This is a genomic window from Corallococcus interemptor, assembly GCF_003668875.1.
In the GTDB taxonomy this organism is placed as follows: Bacteria; Myxococcota; Myxococcia; order Myxococcales; family Myxococcaceae; genus Corallococcus; species Corallococcus interemptor.
In genome coordinates this window covers 1-18,454 of the sequence record NZ_RAWM01000001.1, presented here as the reverse complement: position 1 = coordinate 18,454, position 18,454 = coordinate 1, and the positions used below count along the sequence as shown (strand labels likewise).

Here is an 18,454-nt window from a genome sequence, read left to right as displayed (position 1 = left end):
AGGGGTCGGCCAGATGTAAGGAATCTACCCAGACGCGATCATTCCAATCCAGGCATGGCATGCTGCGCGGCCGGGTTCGCCGTCTTTTCCAGCCTCTTCAATCTCAAACGCTCGGAACCTGACGGTCTGATGCCTCTGGGGGATAGCTCCGTGGACGCAGCGCTCATGCAGACAGTGGTGGCGCGTTTCACCGCGCAAGCGTCCCGGACGCCCGACGCCGAGGCGGTCCGCTTCGAGGGCGCGGGGCTGACGTACGCGGCGCTGGACCGCCGCTCCAACCAGCTGGCGCACCACCTGCGGGGGCTGGGCGTCACCACGGACGTGCTCGTCGGCGTGTGCCTGGAGCGCTCGGTGGAGATGGTGGTGGCGGTGCTGGCCGTGCTCAAGGCCGGCGGCGCGTATCTGCCATTGGACCCGGCCTATCCCGCGCCGCGCCTGGCGTTCATGCTGGAGGACGCGAAGGCGCCGGTGCTGCTCACCCAGGCGAAGCTGCGCGCGGGCCTGCCCGCCTTCGCGGGGCCGGTGCTGTGCCTGGATGAGTCCCCTGCCCTCTTCGCCTCGGACGCCCCGGCCTCGCCGGTGGACGCGTCGAGCCTGGAGGGGCTGGCCTACGCCATCTACACGTCCGGCTCCACGGGCACGCCCAAGGGCGTGGCCATGGGGCACCGGCCGCTCGCCAACCTCATCGCGTGGCAGCTGGGGCAGTCCATCGCGGGGCCGGGCACGCGCACGCTCCAGTTCTCTCCGCTGTCCTTCGACGTGTCGTTCCAGGAGCTGTTCGGCACCTGGTGCTCCGGCGGGACGCTGGTGCTGGTGCGGGACGCGCTGCGGCTGGATGCCGTGCTGCTGTTGCAGCTCCTGGCGGACGAGCGCGTGGAGCGGCTGTTCCTGCCCTTCATCGCGCTGCAGAACCTTTCCGAGATCGCCACCTCGCACCAGAAGGTGCCGCCCGGTCTTCGCGAAGTCGTCACCGCGGGCGAGCAACTCCAGGTGACGCACCACCTGCGCGCGTTCTTCTCCGCGCTGCCGGGCTGCGCGCTGCACAACCACTACGGCCCGTCGGAGACGCACGTCGTCTCCAGCTACGTGCTCACGGGCTCACCCGACGCATGGCCCGCGCTGCCGCCCATTGGCAAGGCGGTGGACGGCTGCGAGCTGCTGGTGCTGGACGAGCAGAAGAAGCCCGTGCCCCAGGGCGAGTCCGGCGAGCTGTTCCTCGCGGGTGTGTGTCTGGCGCGTGGATACCTGCACCGTGAAGCGCTGACGGCGGAGCGCTTCGTGCCGCACCCGCTCAAGCCCGGCACCGGCGAGCGCGCGTACAAGACGGGCGACCTGGCGCGCGTGCTGCCGGACGGCAACGTGGAGTTCCTGGGCCGCATCGACGGCCAGGTGAAGGTGCGCGGCTACCGCATCGAATTGGGCGAGATTGAGGTCGCGCTGGGCAGCCACCCGGCGGTGAAGCAGGTGGCGGTGGTGGCGCGCGAGGACGTGCCCGGCGACAAGCGGCTGGTCGCCTACGTCGTCCCGGACGGAAAGCTGGAGCACGCGGCCGGGGCGCTGCGGCGCCACCTGTCCACGCGGGTGCCGGACTACATGGTGCCCTCCGCGTTCGTGGTGATGGACGCCCTGCCCCGCACGCCCAGCGGGAAGATTGACCGCCGCGGCCTGCCCGCCCCGCTGCCCACGCGGCCGGAGCTGCAGCAGGCGTTCGTGGCGCCGCGCTCGCCGCTGGAGCGCACGCTCGCGGACGCGTGGGCGCAGTTGCTCCGCATCGACCGGGTGGGCGTGCACGACAGCTTCTTCGAGCTGGGCGGCAACTCGCTGCTCGCGCTCCAGTGCGTGGCGCGGCTGCGGCAGGCGCACGGGCTGGAGATCCCCATCGTCCAGCTGTTCCAGTCCCCCACGGTGGCGCAGCTGGCGGCGGTGCTGACGGGGGATGCGTCCCGCCCGTCGCTGCGGCAGCAGGTGGAGGCGCGGCAGGCGAAGCGGCAGCAGCCGGGCGGCGGCGCGGAGCCGGTGGCCATCATCGGCATGGCGGGCCGCTTCCCGGGCGCTCCCGACATCGAATCCTTCTGGAAGAACCTGGTGGGCGGCGTGGAGTCCGTCACCACCTTCACGCGCGAGGAGGTGGACGCGTCCGTGCCCGCCGCCGAGCGCGACGCCCCCGAGTACGTGCGGTCGCGCGGCATCCTGGACGGCGTGGAGCTGTTCGACGCGGCCTTCTTCGGCATCACGCCGAAGGAGGCGCAGGTGATGGATCCGCAGCAGCGCCTGTTCCTGGAGACGGCCTGGGAGGCGCTGGAGTCCGCGGGCGTGGTGCCGGAGGCGTACCCCGGCCTCATCGGCGTCTTCGCGGGCACGCACAACAACAGCTACGGGCCGCTGCACGTGATGCCCCGGCAGGACATCGTGGGCCGGGTGGGCGCCTTCCAGGCGATGGTGGCCAACGAGAAGGACTACGTGGCCACCCGCGTCGCGCACAAGCTGGACCTGCGCGGGCCCGCGCTGTCGCTCAATACGGCATGCTCCACGTCGCTGGTCGCGGTCGCGCAGGCGTTCTGGGCGCTCCAGACGCACCAGTGCGACGTGGCCCTGGCGGGCGGCGCGTCCGTGACGGTGCCGCAGAAGTCCGGCCACCTGTACCTGGAGGGCGGCATGCTCTCCCAGGACGGGCACTGCCGCCCGTTCGACGCGAAGGCCACCGGCACCCTCTTCAGCGACGGCCTGGGCGCGGTGGTGCTCAAGCGCCTGTCGGACGCACAGGCGGACGGCGACGTCATCCACGCGGTGCTGCGCGGCGTGGGCATCAACAACGACGGCGCGGCCAAGGTGAGCTTCGCGGCGCCGGGCGTGGAGGGCCAGGCCACCGCCATCGCCACGGCGCACGCGAACGCGGGCATCGACCCGCGCACCATCCGCTACGTGGAGGCGCACGGCACGGCGACGCCGCTGGGCGACCCCATCGAGGTGGAGGCGCTGTCGCAGGCCTTCCGCGCGCACACGTCCGACACGGGCTTCTGCGCCATCGGCTCGGTGAAGAGCAACTTCGGCCACCTCACCGCCGCGGCGGGCGTGGCGGGCCTGTTGAAGACGGTGCTCTCGCTGAAGCACCGCGAATTGCCGCCGACGCTGCACTTCCAGACGCCGAACCCCAAAATCGACTTCCCGCGCAGCCCCTTCTTCGTGCAGACCCGGCGCTCCGCGTGGCCGGAGGGCACGGGTCCGCTGCGCGCGGGAGTGAGCTCGTTTGGCGTGGGCGGCACCAACGCGCACGTGGTGGTGGAGGAGGCGCCGGAGCGTCCGGCGTCCGGTCCGTCGAAGCCGCGCCAACTGTTGACGCTGTCGGCGAAGACGCCCGCGGCCCTGTCGCAGGCGGCGCTGCGGCTGGCCGCGCACCTCCAGGCGCATCCGGAGGACTCGCTCGCGGACGTGGCGCACACGCTGGCCACGGGGCGCAAGGCGTTCCCGTTCCGCCGCGCCGTGGTGGCGGGCTCGCATGAAGAGGCCGTGCGGGCGCTGACGGCGGCCGAACCGGAGGCGTCCGGCCTGGAGTCCACGCCGCCCGTCGCGTTCCTCTTCCCGGGCCAGGGCTCGCAGCATCCGGACATGGCGCACGGGCTGTACCGCCACGCGCCGGCGTTCCGCGCCACGGTGGATGCGTGCGCGGAGGTGCTCAAGCCGCTGCTCGGGCGCGACCTGCGCGAGGTGCTCTTCCCGAAGGACCCGGAGTCTCCCGAGGCCGCGGAGGCGCTGCGCCAGACGTCGTTCGCGCAAGCCGCGCTGTTCACGGTGGAGTACGCGCTCGCGCAGCTCTGGTGGAGCTGGGGCGTGCGGCCGGGCGCGCTCGTGGGCCACAGCGTGGGCGAGTTCGTCGCCGCGTGCCTCGCGGGCGTCTTCACGCTGGAGGACGCGCTGCACCTGGTGGCGAAGCGCGGCCAGCTGATGCAGGCGCAGGCGCCGGGCAGCATGCTGTCGGTGCGCCTGCCCGCGGAGGCCATGGCGCCCCGGCTGACGGACGGGCTGGCCATCGCGTCGGACAACGGTCCGCGCCTGTGCGTGGTGTCCGGGCCCACGGAGGCCGTGCAGCGGCTCCAGGCCGCGCTGGAGGCGGAGGGCACCGCGTGCCGGCTGCTCCAGACGTCGCACGCGTTCCACTCGCCGATGATGGACGCCGCGGTGGCGCCCTTCCTGGAGACGCTGAAGGGCGTGCGACTGTCCGAGCCGCGCATCCCCATTGTCTCCACCGCGACGGGCACGTGGCTGAAGGCCTCCGAGGCGACTTCGCCCGAGTACTGGGCGCGGCACCTGCGCGACACGGTCCGCTTCTCCCCCGCGCTGCGCACGCTCTGGGACCAGGGCGAGCACCTGCTCCTGGAAGTGGGCCCGCGCGTGACGCTGGCCACGCTGGCGCGGCAGCAGGCCACCGCTGATCAGCGCTCGCGGGTGTTCGCCTCCCTGGGCGAGTCCACCGGCGATGCCTCGGACTGGACCGCCCTCTTGAGCGCCGCGGGCCAGCTGTGGCGCCGGGGCGTGGCCCTGGACTGGCGGGCCTTCCACGCCGACGAGCAGCGCCAGCGCGTCACCCTTCCCACGTATCCCTTCCAGCGGCAGCGCCACTGGATCGACCTCGAGCGGGCGTCCGTGCCCGCCCCCACCCCATCCACCGGAGTCGTCGTGAGTCCCGCCCCTGTTCCCCGTGCCGAGCGTCTCGTCCCCTCCCTGCGCACCCTGTTCGAGGAGCTGAGCGGCCTGGAGCTGGCCGGCGCGGATCCGGGCGCGAGCTTCCTGGAGCTGGGGCTGGATTCGCTGGTGCTCACGCAGGCGGCGCTCGCGGTGCAGAAGCAGTTCGGCGTGAAGGTGACGTTCCGGCAGCTCCTGGAGGAGGTCCCGTCGCTGGGGCAGCTCGCCGCGTACCTCGATGGCCGCATGCCCGCGGAGGCCGCGCCCGCCCCCGTGGCCGCCGCGCCCACCGCGCAGCTCACCGCGAACATCCTCGGACAGCCGCAGGTGCCTGCCGTCCCGGTCCAGGCCGCGCCGTTCGCCGCCGCCGGTGCCGCGTTCCAGGCCCAGGCGATGGCCGCGCCCGCTGGGAGCCTCCAGGCGGTGGTCGCGCAGCAGCTCTGGTTGATGACCCAGCAGCTCGCGCTCCTGTCCGGCCAGCCCGCGCAGGCCATGGCCCCGCAGGCTCCCGCCGTGCAGGCCCAGCCTCAGGCCGAGCAGGTCCCCGCCCCGCGGCCGCAGGCCGCCCCGGCTCCGGCCGCGGCCCCCGATGAGGCCGAACTCAAGGGCCCGGTGAAGTACGACGTGAAGAAGGCCTTCGGCGCCATCGCGCGCATCAGCCTGGCGCCGAAGGACGCGCTCACGCCCCGCCAGCAGACGTTCCTGGAGGACTTCACCCGCCGCTACAACACGAAGACGCAGGGCTCCAAGCGCTACGCCCAGGAGCACCGCAGCCAGCTGTCGGATCCGCGCGTGGTGACGGGCTTCCGCCCGCTGCTCAAGGAGCTCATCTACCCGCTCAACGTGAACCGCTCCAAGGGCTCCAAGCTCTGGGACGTGGACGGCAACGAGTACCTGGACGCGCTCAACGGCTTCGGCTCCGTGATGTTCGGCCACGCGCCGGACTTCATCACCCAGGCCGTGCACCAGCAGGTGGACGACGGCTACGAGCTGGGGCCCATGCACCCGCTGGCCGGCGAGGTCGCGAAGCTCGTCTGTGAGTTCACCGGCGCGGACCGCGCGGCGCTCTGCAACACCGGCTCCGAGGCGGTGATGGGCGCGATGCGCATCGCCCGCACCGTCACCGGCCGCAGCACCATCGCCATCTTCTCCGGCAGCTACCACGGCATCTTCGACGAGGTGCTGGTGCGCGGCACCAAGAGCCTGCGCACCGTGCCGGCCGCCCCGGGCATCATGGCGGGCGCGGTGCAGGACGTGCTGGTGCTGGACTACGGCACGCCGGAGTCGCTCGAAATCCTCCGCGCCCGCGCGGACTCGCTGGCCGCCATCATGGTGGAGCCCGTGCAGAGCCGCCGCCCGGACTTCCAGCCGCGCGAGTTCCTGCACCAGCTGCGCGACCTCACCCAGAAGTCCGGCTCCGTCTACATCTTCGACGAGGTCATCACCGGCTTCCGCATGCACCCGGGCGGCGCCCAGGCCCTCTTCGGCGTGCAGGCGGACGTGGCCACCTACGGCAAGGTCGTGGGCGGCGGCATGCCCATTGGCGTCATCGCGGGCAAGCGCCCGTTCATGGACGCGCTGGACGGCGGCCACTGGCAGTTCGGCGACGACTCCGTGCCCACGGTGGGCGTGACGTACTTCGCCGGCACGTTCGTGCGCCACCCGCTGGCGCTCGCCGCCGCGAAGGCCGCGCTGGAGCACATGAAGGCCGCGGGCCCGGAGCTGCAGCGCGGCGTGAGCGCCAAGGCGGACCGGCTTGCCACCACGCTCAACGCGTTCTTCGACGAGGTGGGCGCCCCGCTGCGCATCAAGCACTTCGGGTCGCTGTGGAAGACGTTCGTCACGTCGGACGTCGCGAACGCGGACCTGCTGTTCTGCCTGCTGCGCGACAAGGGCATCCACATCTGGGATGGCTTCCCGTGCTTCTTCACCACGGCGCACTCGGACGCGGACGTGCAGCGCCTCATCACCGCGTTCCAGGACAGCGTCACGGAGCTGCAGGACGCGGGCTTCCTGCCCGGCACGGCCCGTCCCCAGCCGCAGGCCCCCGCCGCCTTCGATTCCAACCAGCCCCCCGTCCCCGGCGCGCGCCTGGGGCGTGATCCGCAGGGCAACCCCGCCTGGTTCGTCCCGCACCCCACGGTGCCCGGCAAGTTCGTCAAGCTGAGCGAGACCCGATGAAGACCTCCGCGACCCCCATGCAGGACATCCCCGACGACTTCGATCCGTTCGCCGGGCCCGCGCTGCTGCTCACCGCGCCGTCCACCGAGCCCCAGCGCGAGGTGTGGACCGGCGTGCAGATGGGCCCGGACGCGTCGTGCGCCTTCAACGAGTCCATGTCCGTGCGGCTGCACGGCCCGCTGGACGTCGAGTGCCTGCGCGCCGCGCTCCAGGACCTGAGCGAGCGGCACGAAGCGCTGCGCACCACGTTCAGCGCGGATGGCCTCACGCTGTGCGTGGCCGCCGCCACGCCCTTCCCGCTGGAGGTGCTGGCGCTGGACGCGCTGCCGCCCTCCGAGCGCGACGCCCGCGTCCGGGAGCTCGTGGCCCACGAGGTGGAGACGCCGCTGTCCCTGGAGTCAGGGCCGCTCTTGCGTCCGCGCCTGGCCCGCCTCTCCGCGCAGGAGCACCTGCTGACGATGACCGCGCACCACATCGTGTGTGACGGCTGGTCCATGGCGGTGATGCTGCGCGACCTGGCGACGTTCTATTCGGCGCACGCGCGGCGCACGCCGTACACGCTGCCGCCGGCGCCCACGTTCAGCGACTACGCCCGCGCGCAGGCCCAGCTGGCCACGACGCCGGAGTACGCCGAGCACGAGCGCTACTGGCTCAAGCAGTTCTCCGGCACGCTGCCGGTGCTGGAGCTGCCGCTGGACCGGCGCCGTCCGCCGTCCAAGACGTACAGCTCGCGGCGTGAGGACTGTGTCCTGGAGCCCGCGCTCGTGGAGCAGCTCAAGCGCGTGGGCGCGCGCCATGGCGGCAGCTTCTTCACCACGCTGCTGGCGGGCTTCAAGGCGCTCTTGCACCGGCTGACGGGCCTGGAGGACGTGGTGGTGGCCATCCCCGCCGCGGGCCAGTCCGTGGCGGGCTTGAAGGACCTGGTGGGCCACTGCGTGAACGCGCTGCCCCTGCGCAGCAACGTCGCGGCGGAGGCGCCCTTCACGCAGGTGCTCAAGCAGCTGCGCACCACGATGCTCGATGCGTACGAGCACCAGGAGTACACGTTCGGCACGCTGCTCAAGCAGCTGGCGCTGCCGCGCGACCCCAGCCGCCTGCCGCTGGTCAACGTGCTGTTCAACGTGGACCAGGCCGTCACGGGTGAGCAGCTGGGATTCCAGGGCCTCACCTGCACCCTGGCGAGCAACCCGCGCCACTTCGAGAACTTCGACCTCTTCATCAACGCGGCCGAGGCCCATGGCCGCGTGGTGCTGGAGTGCCAGTACAACACCGACCTCTTCGACGGCTCCACGGTCCGCCGCTGGATGGCGTGTTACGAAGAACTGCTGCGGGGCGTGGTCGCCAACGCGGAGACGCCCGTGTCGCGGCTGCCGCTGCTGCCCGAGGCGGAGAAGCAGCGCGTCCTGGTGGACTGGAACGCGACCCAGAAGCCGTTCGACCGTCAGGCCTTCGTCCACACGCTCGTGGCCGCGCAGGCCCAGGCCACGCCGGATGCGGTCGCGTTGCGCTCGGGCGACGTGACGCTCACGTACCAGCAACTGCTCCAGCGCGCCCATCAGGTGGCGCATGGATTGAAGCAGCAGGGTGTCACGGCCGGCAGCCTCGTGGGTCTCTTCACGAACCGCGGCGCGGACATGGTCGTGGGCCTGCTGGGCATCCTGGAGGCGGGAGCGGGCTACGTGCCGCTCGACCCCGGGTTCCCGCCGGAGCGTCTGGCCTTCATGGTCGAGGACGCGAAGCTCTCCACCATCCTCACGCAGCAGGCCCTGGTGGCGTCGCTGCCGTCCACCAGCGTGAAGCCCCTGCTCATCGAGGACACGGCCTCGCAGCCCGAGTCCGCGCTCCCGGCGCAGGACGTCTCTCCGGAGGCGGTGGCGTACGTCATCTACACGTCGGGTTCGACGGGCAAGCCCAAGGGCGTGCGCGTGCCGCACCGCGCGGTGGTGAACTTCCTGAGCACCATGCAGGAGGCTCCGGGCCTGGGGGCGCAGGACGTGCTGCTGGCCGTCACCACGCTCTCCTTCGACATCGCCGTGCTGGAGCTGCTGCTGCCGCTCACCACCGGTGCCCAGGTGGTGCTCGCCTCGCGTGACACCGCCTCCGACGGTTCGCTGCTCAAGGCAGCGCTGGAGTCCAACGCCGTCACCACCATGCAGGCCACGCCGTCCACCTGGCGCCTCCTGCTGGAGGCCGGCTGGCAGCCGCGCCCGGGTTTCAAGGCCCTCGTTGGTGGCGAGGCCCTTCCCCGCGAGCTGGCCGAAGCCCTGCTCGCCCGCGTTGGCAGCCTCTGGAACATGTACGGCCCCACGGAGACCACCGTCTGGTCCACCACGTGGCGCGTGCAGCCGCCGCTCTCCTCCATCCGCATCGGCCGGCCCATTGCCAATACGCAGCTCTACCTCCTGGACGCGCACCTGGCCCCCGTGCCGGTGGGCGTCGCGGGCGAGCTGTACATCGGCGGCGACGGCGTGACGCTGGGCTACCTGCACCGCCCGGAGCTGACGCAGGAGCGCTTCCTGCCCAATCCCTTCCGCACCGGCGAGCGCATGTACCGCACGGGCGACCTCGCCCGGTGGCTCGCCGACGGCACCGTCGAGTACCTGGGTCGCAACGACTCGCAGGTGAAGCTGCGTGGCTTCCGCATCGAGCTGGGCGAAGTCGAAGCGGCGCTCGCCTTGCACCCGTCGCTGGCCCAGGCCGTCGCCCTTGTTCGCGAGGATCGTCCTGGCGACAGGCGCCTTGTCGCGTACCTCATCGCCCGGCCCGGCCAGACGATTCCGGCGGATGAAGCCCTGCGCGCGCACCTCAAGCAGGGGCTCCCCGAGTACATGGTCCCGCAGCACTTCGTGGCCCTGCCCGCGCTGCCGCTCACGCCGAACGGCAAGGTGGACCGCAAGGCCCTGCCGTCGCCGCAGGTGGAGTCGCAGGAGGACGCCTACGTCGCGCCTCGCGACGAGACGGAGCAGAAGCTCGCCGCCATCTTCGCGGACGTGCTGGGGCTGCGCCGGGTGAGCGTCACGGCGGACTTCTTCCGGCTGGGCGGCCACTCACTGCTGGCGTCGCAGGCCCTCACGCGCGCGAGCCGTGACCTGGACGTGAGCCTCACGCTGCGCCGCATGTTCGAAGCGCCCACCGTGGAGAAGCTGGCCCGGCTGGTGCGCGGCGACGACGGGGCCGCGAGCCCCGCGCAGCGCATCTCGCCCCGTGCGGGCACCGCGCCCGCGCCGCTGTCGCTCATGCAGCAGCGGCTGTGGTTCCTGGAGCAGCTCAACCCGGGCACCGCCGTCTACAACCTGCCCTCCGCGTTCCGCCTGCACGGCGCGCTGGACGTGGGCGCGCTGCGCTTCAGCTTCAACAAGCTGCTGGAGCGCCAGTCGTCCCTGCGCACCTTCGTGCGGTGGGATGATGGCACGCCGGTGCAGCACGTGGCCCCGTCCCTGACGGTGGAGCTGGACCCGGTGGACCTGGAGTCCGTCCCCGCGAACACGCGCGAGGAGGACCTGCTGCGCCGCCTCCAGGCGCTGGCGGACGCGTCCATCCCCATCACCGCCGCGCCGCTGTTCCGCCTGACGCTGTTCCGGCTGGGCGCCCACGAGCACGTCCTCTTCTTCATGCCCCATCACCTCATCTGGGATGGGTGGTCGTTCGACGTGTTCCTGCGCGAGCTGGACGTCATCTACTCCGCGCTCACCCGGGGCCAGGAGCCCAAGCTCCCCGCCCTGCCCATCCAGTACGCGGACTTCACCGAGTGGCACCGCGACTGGCTCCAGGGCGAGGAGCTGGAGCGGCAGGCGCGCTACTGGAAGGGCAAGCTCTCCGGGAACCTGCCCGCGCTGGAGCTGCCCACGGACAAGCCGCGCCCCGCGCAGATGAGCCTCCAGGGCGGCACGGAGCCGTTCGTCCTCACCGGCGCGGAGGTGGACGCCCTCACGAAGCTGGGGCGCGAGTCCAACGCCACGCTGTACATGGTGCTGCTCACGGCGTTCAAGACGCTGCTGCACCGCTACAGCGGCCAGGAGGACCTGGTCGTGGGCACGCCCATCCGGGGCCGCTCGCATCCGGAGGTCGAGGACCTGCTGGGCTTCTTCGTCAACACGCTCGTCCTGCGCACGCAGCTGTCGCCGGAGCTGACGTTCCGGCAGCTGCTGGAGCGCGTGCGCACCACGTGCATGGAGGCGTTCGGCCACCAGGACATGCCCATCGAGCTGCTGATGCAGCAACTGGGCGTGCAGCGTGACTTGAGCCGCACGCCGCTGTTCCAGACGTTCTTCACCTTCCAGGACGTGCGCAACCGCGGCTCCAAGCTGGGAGACCTCACCTACGGCCAGGTGCACGTGCACGCGCACGCGACGCCGCTGGACCTGAGCTTCTGGGTGAAGGAGACGGCGAACGGCATCGTCGGCGGCATGGACTACAACACCGACCTGTTCGAGCGGGACACCGTCGTCCGCATGCTGGAGCAGATCCGCACGTTGCTGCGCGCCGCGGTGTCCGACGCGGAGGTGCCGGTGTCGCGCCTGCCGCTGCTCCCCGAGTCGGAGAAGCAGCGCGTGCTGGTGGACTGGAACGCGACCGGGAAGCCGTTCGACCGGAGCGCCTTCGTCCACACGCTCGTCGCCGCGCAGGCCCAGGCCACGCCGGATGCGGTCGCGCTGCGCTCGGGTGCCGTGACGCTCACCTACCGTCAGCTCCTGCAGCGCAGCCACCAGGTGGCGAACGCGCTCAAGCACGAGGGCGTCACGCCGGGAGGCCTCGTGGGCCTCTTCACCGAGCGTGGCCCGGACATGGTGGTGGGCCTGCTGGGCATCCTGGAGGCCGGCGCGGGTTACGTCCCGCTCGACCCCGGGTTCCCGCCGGAGCGTCTGGCCTTCATGGTCGAGGACGCGAAGCTCTCGCTCGTGCTCACCCAGCGCGCGCTCCAGAGCACCCTGCCCTCCACCACGGCGAAGGCCCTCTTCGTCGAGGACACCACGTCGCAGGCGGACACGGCTCCCGAGGCTCCCGGAGTCACGCCCGAAGCCGTGGCGTACGTCATCTACACGTCGGGTTCGACGGGCAAGCCCAAGGGCGTGCGCGTACCGCACCGCGCGGTGGTGAACTTCCTGGGCACCATGCAGGAGGCCCCCAGCCTTTCTCCTCAGGATGTCCTGCTGGCCGTCACGACGCTCTCGTTCGACATCGCCGTGCTTGAGCTGCTGCTGCCGCTCACCACCGGTGCCCAGGTGGTGCTCGCCTCGCGCGACACCGCCTCCGACGGTGCGCTGCTCAAGGCGGCGCTGGAGGCCAACGCCGTCACCACCATGCAGGCGACGCCCTCCACCTGGCGCCTCTTGCTGGAGGCCGGCTGGCAGCCGCGCCCGGGTTTCAAGGCCCTCGTTGGTGGCGAGGCCCTTCCCCGCGAGCTGGCCGAAGCCCTGCTCGCCCGCGTTGGCAGCCTCTGGAACATGTACGGCCCCACGGAGACCACCGTCTGGTCCACCACGTGGCGCGTGCAGCCGCCGCTCTCCTCCATCCGCATCGGCCGGCCCATTGCCAATACGCAGCTCTACCTCCTGGACGCGCACCTGGCCCCCGTGCCGGTGGGCGTCGCGGGCGAGCTGTACATCGGCGGCGACGGCGTGACGCTGGGCTACCTGCACCGCCCGGAGCTGACGCAGGAGCGCTTCCTGCCCAATCCCTTCCGCACCGGCGAGCGCATGTACCGCACGGGCGACCTCGCCCGGTGGCTCGCCGACGGCACCGTCGAGTACCTGGGTCGCAACGACTCGCAGGTGAAGCTGCGTGGCTTCCGCATCGAGCTGGGTGAAGTCGAAGCGGCGCTCGCCTCGCACCCGTCGCTGGCCCAGGCCGTGGCCCTCGTTCGCGAGGATCGTCCTGGGGACCGCCGCCTCGTCGCGTACCTCGTGACGAAGCCGGGGCAGGCGTACACGGACACGGAGCTGCGCAAGCACCTGCGCTCGCAGCTGCCGCAGTACATGGTGCCGCAGCACTTCGTGGAGCTGGAGGCGCTGCCGCTCACGCCGAACGGCAAGGTGGACCGCAAGGCCCTGCCGCCTCCGGCCGGCACCGCGCGCCCCGTCGAGGATGCCTTCGTCGCGCCGCGCACTCCGACGGAGCAGCACCTGGCGCGTATCTGGCGGGAGGTGCTGGGCATCGCGCAGGTGGGCGTGCACGACAACTTCTTCAACATCGGCGGGCACTCGCTCCTGTCCTTCCAGGTGGTGATGCGCGTGAAGAAGGAGCTCCACCAGGAGTTGCACCCGCGCACGCTCTTGCTCAACACGCTGGAGCAGGTGGCCTCGCAGCTCGCGCCCGCGGCGCAGGCTCCGGCGCAAACAGCCGCCAGGACGCAGCCCGTCACACCCCCGAGGCCTGCCGCTCAGGAGACTTCTGTTCCCCTGGCGCAACGCTTGTTCAATAAGCTGAAGGGGAAACTGCCGGGGCGCTCGGACTGAGCGTCCCCCTGAGGAGAATGGTCAGACCGTGACGCCCTGCTTCTTCGGCTCCGCCGAACGCCAGCTCTTCGGCATCCACCACCCCGCGCAGGGCGCCGAGCGCGCCACCGGGGTGGTGCTCTGCTACCCCGCCGCCCAGGAGTACATGCTGACGCACTGGGCCTTCCGCAAGCTGGCCGGGATGCTCGCGCGCGAGGGCTTCCACGTCTTCCGCTTCGACTACTACGGCACGGGGGACTCGGCCGGAGAGGTCCACGAGGGCCGAGTGGCCACGTGGGTCCAGGACATCCGCCAGGCCGCCAATGAGTTGCAGGACGTCACGGGCGTGCAGCGCGTGGCGCTCGTGGGCTTCCGGCTGGGCGCGGCGCTCGCGGTGCGCGCGGCCCTGGAGGGGCTGTCCACCGCCTCGCTCGTGCTCTGGGAGCCGCTGGTGGAGGGAGAGGCCTGGCTCCAGGAGCTGGAGCTGCTCCAGCAGCGCCGGGACACACGCACCCTCTTCCCTCGGCCCGAGAGCCCGCTGGAGGTGCGCGAGGAGCTGCTGGGCTTCGCGTTCCCCCGCGCCCTGCGCGACGACATCCTCGCGTTGAACCTGGCCGCGCAGCCGTCGTGGCCCTCGACGCGCACCCACCTGGTGGCCGCCGCCGCCAAGCCCGAGTACCAGCGCCTCCAGGCGCACCTGGAGACGACGGGCCTGCCCTTCCAGCACCACCTGGTGCCCGAGGAGGGCGCGGGAGGCCAGGAGTCCGCGCTCCTGTCCAACCGCATCCTGCAGACCATCACCACGCTCCTGAAGGAGGCCGCGTGATGCGCGAGCGCATCTGTACCTTCGGCCCCGAGCAGAGCCTCGTGGGCATCCTCACGGAGCCCGATCCGGCGAAGGCCCTGCCGGAGGCCCCCGTGGTGGTGCTGTCCAACGTGGGCCTCAACCACCACGTGGGCCCGTACCGGTTGTGGGTGGAGCTGGCGCGGCAGCTGGCGGGGCGAGGCTTCACCACGCTGCGCTTCGATTTGTCCGGCCTGGGAGACAGCCGTCCCCGCCGCGAGGGTGGCGCCGACGAGTTCCAGCGCGCTCGCGAGGAGACGCGCGCGGCGCTGGACTACCTGGAGCAGAAGAAGGGCCAGAAGCGCTTCGTGCTCATCGGCCTGTGCTCCGGCGTGGACAGCGCGCACGCGGTGACGGTGGCGGATCCGCGCGTGGTGGGCGCGGCCTTCATTGACGGGTACACGTACCGCACGCTGGGCTACCACCTGCGCTTCCACCTGCGCTACCTGAGCCCCCGCCGGTGGACGCGCTTCCTGCGCAAGCGCAAGCTGCCCGCCCAACTGCGCGAGGCCGGCGAGGCCGACGAGGTCTACACGCGCGAGTACCCGGAGCGAGAGCAGCTGACGCAGGACTACAAGCAGCTGCTGGAGCGCGGCGTCAGCCTGTGCTTCGTGTTCTCCGGAGGCATGGGGCTGTCCTTCAACCACGAGGGCCAGTTCTTCGAGATGCTCTCCCCGCTGAAGCTGGAGGGCCGCGTCACGTACGCCTTCTATCCCCGCGCGGACCATCTCTTCTCCGTGCCGGCGGACCGCGCGGAGCTGCTGCGCAAGCTCACCGCCTGGGCCGTGGGCACGGTGCCGCCGCGCGCGCTGGCGGGCTGACGTCCGCCTGGCTGCCCTGCGGGCTGGGACGCGGCTTGGGGCCGGGTGTGCGTCAAGCGCTTGTTTCCCACCCAACGGTCTCCACCTTCGAAGCACACACGTTCTTCGAAGGAGAGACACCGATGAAGCTCCCCCTGATGGCAGCACTGGCGGCACTCACCTTCTCCGGTCAGGCGTTCGCGCAGAGCCACACCGACCACGAGACACCCCCCATGCAGGACCCGTCCACGGACGCGCCCCAGGACAGCGCGGAGCGCTGGGACAAGGCCACGGGCACGGGCGGCTCGGGCTCGGTCTCCGACACTGACTCCGAGGACCTCAAGCCGGCGGATGAGGCCGACGACAACGCCGTGGCCCCCAGCAGCATCGACGAGGGCGTGGGCGGCTCCGGCTCGACCGAGCAGGGGAGCAACAGCACGAGCGACCACTCGTCCTCTGCGGAGCCGGGCGCGCCGAACTCGGGCACCCCGGGCAACAAGGGCGCGCAGATGGAGGTGACGCCTCCGGCCTGGGATCAGAACAAGAAGATGGGCAGCTCCGCGAGCCCCACCACGGGCACCCCGCCGGTGGAAGGCAGCGCGGGCAACTAGCGCCTCCGCCCGGTTTGGGCAGACATAGCAATCATTGACGTGGACGGGCTCCGGATGCGCGGGGCCCGTCCATACCCACTCTGGGTGAGAGATCTCCTGGCCACACAACCGGTAAGTCCTTGCATGGACCGGTTGGACGGAGGCCTGGCGGATGAACCTCACCTCGCGCGAACAGGCGCTCTTGCTGGAACTGACCCAGGCGCTCTCCAGCTCCCTGGACCTGACGGAGGTCCTGGCGCGCTCCCAGGGAATCCTCACGCAGCTCCTGCCCTGTGACTACGCGGCGCTGTGCGTCTCCAGGCCGGAGCGTCCCGGAGACTACGAGTGGCTGGGATTGGGGGCGCCGGGCATCCTCCTGACCCATTATCCAGAACTGGCCGCGGTGGAGTTCGGCCCCGAGCCACAGGCGCCGCGCGCTCCGGACCCGCGTTCGCGCAAGGAATTGAAGCGCAGCCTGCTGTACCTCCGCTGCCGCGAGATGGGGCTTCCGCTGGAGCAGGTGCTGGCGGTGCTGCTGGACCTGCGGCAGGACTGGCACGGCGGCTTCACGCTGTACCGCGAGCACGCCCTGCCCTTCACCGAACGGGAGCAGGCGCTGCTGGAGGACCTGACGCCCTACCTGGCGAACACGGTGCGCAACTGCCGGCTGTTCGCGCACGAGGCCACGCGGGGCGACCTGCTGGACGCCCTCTTCCACCACCAGGGCGCCGAGTGCATCGTGATGGATCCCCCGGAGCACGAGCGGCTGCGCACGCCAGGAGCGACGGAGCTCCTGCGGCGCTGGTACCCGGAGGAGCAGAAGTCCCTGCCCCAGGAGCTGCGCGACCACCTGGAACGCCTCCAGGCGCTGGGGACGAAGCAGGCCGTGGGCATGGACACGTGGACGCGCTCCGGCGGGAAACAGGACCTGAAGGTCACGTTCGTGCAGCTGCCCGGACAGCGCGGCAGCCGCCCCTGGGTGCTGGTGCTGCAGGAGTGCTCGCGGGCCATCCCCATGCCGGAGCCCTGGCGCAAGAAGCTCTCCGCACGGGAAGCGGAGGTGGTCCAGGGGGTCCTCAGCAACTGGACGAACGAGACCATCGCCGAGGACCTGGGCCTGACGCTCAACACGGTGAAGACGCACCTGCGCAACATCTTCCCCAAGCTGGGCATCGAGAGCCGCACGGACCTCCTCTACCAGGCCGCCTGGAGGCAGAAGCCGGGTTAGGGCTCCCGGAAGAACTTCGGGAACAGGGTGCGCGTGGTGCGGGCGGAGAGCAACAGCGCGGCCTGCTCCTCCGCCGACGTGACCTTGCGCAGCTCCGACTCCAGGTCCGCCACGTGGTCGCCGTCGGCGGCGCCATGGCCACGCAGGAAGAGGACCGCCTTGTCGATGTTCGGGATGCCGCTCTCCGCGACGAGCCGGTCCACGGAGCCCGGCGCACGGTTCACGGAGAGGTACTCCAGCACGTAGGCCGTGCCCAGGAACGCGGTGGGCACGCCTGACTGCGTCGTGAAGCGGTTCCACTCCACGTAGGCGCGCACGGCGGGGCAGATGGGCGCGCGCTCCACGCGCTCCTGCGTCCAGCCCAGGGCCTTCAGGTCCTTGAGCAACCACTGCTCATGGCCCTTCTCCTCGCGCGCCTTCTGGAACAGCAGGTCCGCGAGCACCGGGTCGCCGCCCTCGCGCTTCGTGCGCTCGCCGGACCCGGTGAAGAACCCCTCGCTCCAGCGCACGTACTGGTACGTCTGGATGAGGTAGTAGACGTAGTCGTCCTGGCGGATGCGCCCCTCGAAGAGGCGCCGCACGCCCGGCGTCACGTCCAGTTCGTGCACGAGCATCCGCGCCTCGTGCCGCAGGGACTCCAGCCAGTCCGTCTTCGTCTGCTCATGCTTGGGCTGCTTGCACATACACGTCTCCTGACAGGGGCCCTTGGAGAGGCCCGGTGGGTGCTGCGTTGAGGGTGAAGGGGGAAGGAAGGAGCGCGCCGGCCTGGACTCAGGCGGCGTCGGCGTCCAGCGAGTCGAAGAGGTTCAGCGTCCGCTCGGGAATGGCATCCAGCGCGGCGACGAGCGGCACGGTGAAGCGGTTGAAGGCGGGATCGAAGTGCGGCGGCGCGATGAAGCGCGCGCCCATCTTGTCCGCGAACAGCGACAGCACGGGCGGCAGGCGCAGGTCATCCAGGTGGCCCTGGCGGGCCCGGGCGCGCTGCTCCTCGCTGAGGCGGGGCGCCAGGGGCTTTTCGGGCGGCGAGGGAAACTCCCGGGTCCGCACGCGGAAGCGGTCGCTCACCCAGCCCCGGCGCTCGGCGGCCTGGAAGTAGAGGTCCGCCTCCTCCTGGCTGTCCGTCTCCATGTTGGCCGCGGCGATCCAATGGGTGACACCGCGCCGGCGGCTCTCGCGGTACAGGCCCGCCTGGAGCCGCAGCACCGCCGAGTTGCGGTAGCTCCGGGTGACGCAGTAGCGCGTGGTCTCCGCGAGCACGCGGCCCGGCGCGACGACCTCCGACAGGTCGAGCTTCTTCTCGATGTCCAGCCCCACCACCGTGTCCGCGAAGGCGGCCACCTCCGCGTTGGGCATCAGGAGCCGCGCGGTCGCCACGGGCTCCGCGTCCGCGTAGACGACGACGTGCGCCGTGGTGCGCAGCGTGTCGAAGCAGTCCGCTTCGCGCGGAGCCCGGGGCCGCTTGGGCCCCAGCATCCGCATCTCCTCGCCAAACACCCGGTAACGGACGCGGAGCGCGTCATCCAGTTCTCGCTGCGCTGTGGCGACACGGCAACTCAATGAAGACATGGCGGGTCTCGCTGGTGCTTGCCGGACTGTGTGTCCGGCCCCGACCTTTCATTCGTCGCTGCTCGCCCGAGTGCGCTCACGGGTTGTCTTTTTCCGATGAGCCCGGCCAACCGCCCGCCGCCCCTGCCCGC

At 71.3% G+C, this 18,454-nt stretch carries 8 protein-coding genes; 6 read left to right on the top strand and 2 right to left on the bottom strand.

The window, feature by feature from the left end; all coding sequences use genetic code 11:
• Window positions 1-150 precede the first annotated feature (150 nt).
• The 6 genes from D7X96_RS00040 (at window position 151) to D7X96_RS00015 (ending at window position 16,757) form a co-directional block, all read left to right on the top strand.
• Window positions 151-6,861, top strand: coding sequence for a polyketide synthase (locus tag D7X96_RS00040; protein WP_208647245.1), 6,711 nt, complete (start codon window positions 151-153; stop codon window positions 6,859-6,861).
• A complete protein-coding gene (locus D7X96_RS00035) occupies window positions 6,858-13,316 on the top strand; it encodes a non-ribosomal peptide synthetase (protein WP_121768687.1) in 6,459 nt (2,152 codons plus the stop codon). The genes D7X96_RS00040 and D7X96_RS00035 overlap by 4 nt, the downstream gene beginning before the upstream one ends.
• 28 nt (window positions 13,317-13,344) lie before the next feature.
• Window positions 13,345-14,121, top strand: coding sequence for an alpha/beta fold hydrolase (locus tag D7X96_RS00030; protein WP_121768686.1), 777 nt, complete (start codon window positions 13,345-13,347; stop codon window positions 14,119-14,121).
• Window positions 14,121-14,960, top strand: coding sequence for an alpha/beta fold hydrolase (locus D7X96_RS00025; protein WP_121723662.1), 840 nt, complete (start codon window positions 14,121-14,123; stop codon window positions 14,958-14,960). The genes D7X96_RS00030 and D7X96_RS00025 overlap by 1 nt, the downstream gene beginning before the upstream one ends.
• Window positions 14,961-15,082: 122 nt before the next feature.
• On the top strand, window positions 15,083-15,550 hold the full coding sequence (locus D7X96_RS00020) for a hypothetical protein (RefSeq protein ID WP_121768685.1): 468 nt from the start codon (window positions 15,083-15,085) through the stop codon (window positions 15,548-15,550).
• 151 nt (window positions 15,551-15,701) lie between these two features.
• On the top strand, window positions 15,702-16,757 hold the full coding sequence (locus tag D7X96_RS00015) for a LuxR C-terminal-related transcriptional regulator (RefSeq protein ID WP_121768684.1): 1,056 nt from the start codon (window positions 15,702-15,704) through the stop codon (window positions 16,755-16,757).
• Here the strand turns inward: D7X96_RS00015 and D7X96_RS00010 are convergent.
• Together D7X96_RS00010 and D7X96_RS00005 are read right to left on the bottom strand one after the other, a co-directional pair.
• Window positions 16,754-17,440: an iron-containing redox enzyme family protein gene (locus D7X96_RS00010; protein WP_120547121.1), complete on the bottom strand. Its 687-nt coding sequence runs from the start codon at window positions 17,438-17,440 to the stop codon at window positions 16,754-16,756. The two genes, D7X96_RS00015 and D7X96_RS00010, sit on opposite strands and share 4 nt — an antisense overlap.
• 88 nt (window positions 17,441-17,528) lie before the next feature.
• On the bottom strand, window positions 17,529-18,323 hold the full coding sequence (locus D7X96_RS00005; RefSeq protein ID WP_121768683.1) for a GNAT family N-acetyltransferase: 795 nt from the start codon (window positions 18,321-18,323) through the stop codon (window positions 17,529-17,531).
• Window positions 18,324-18,454 lie beyond the last annotated feature (131 nt).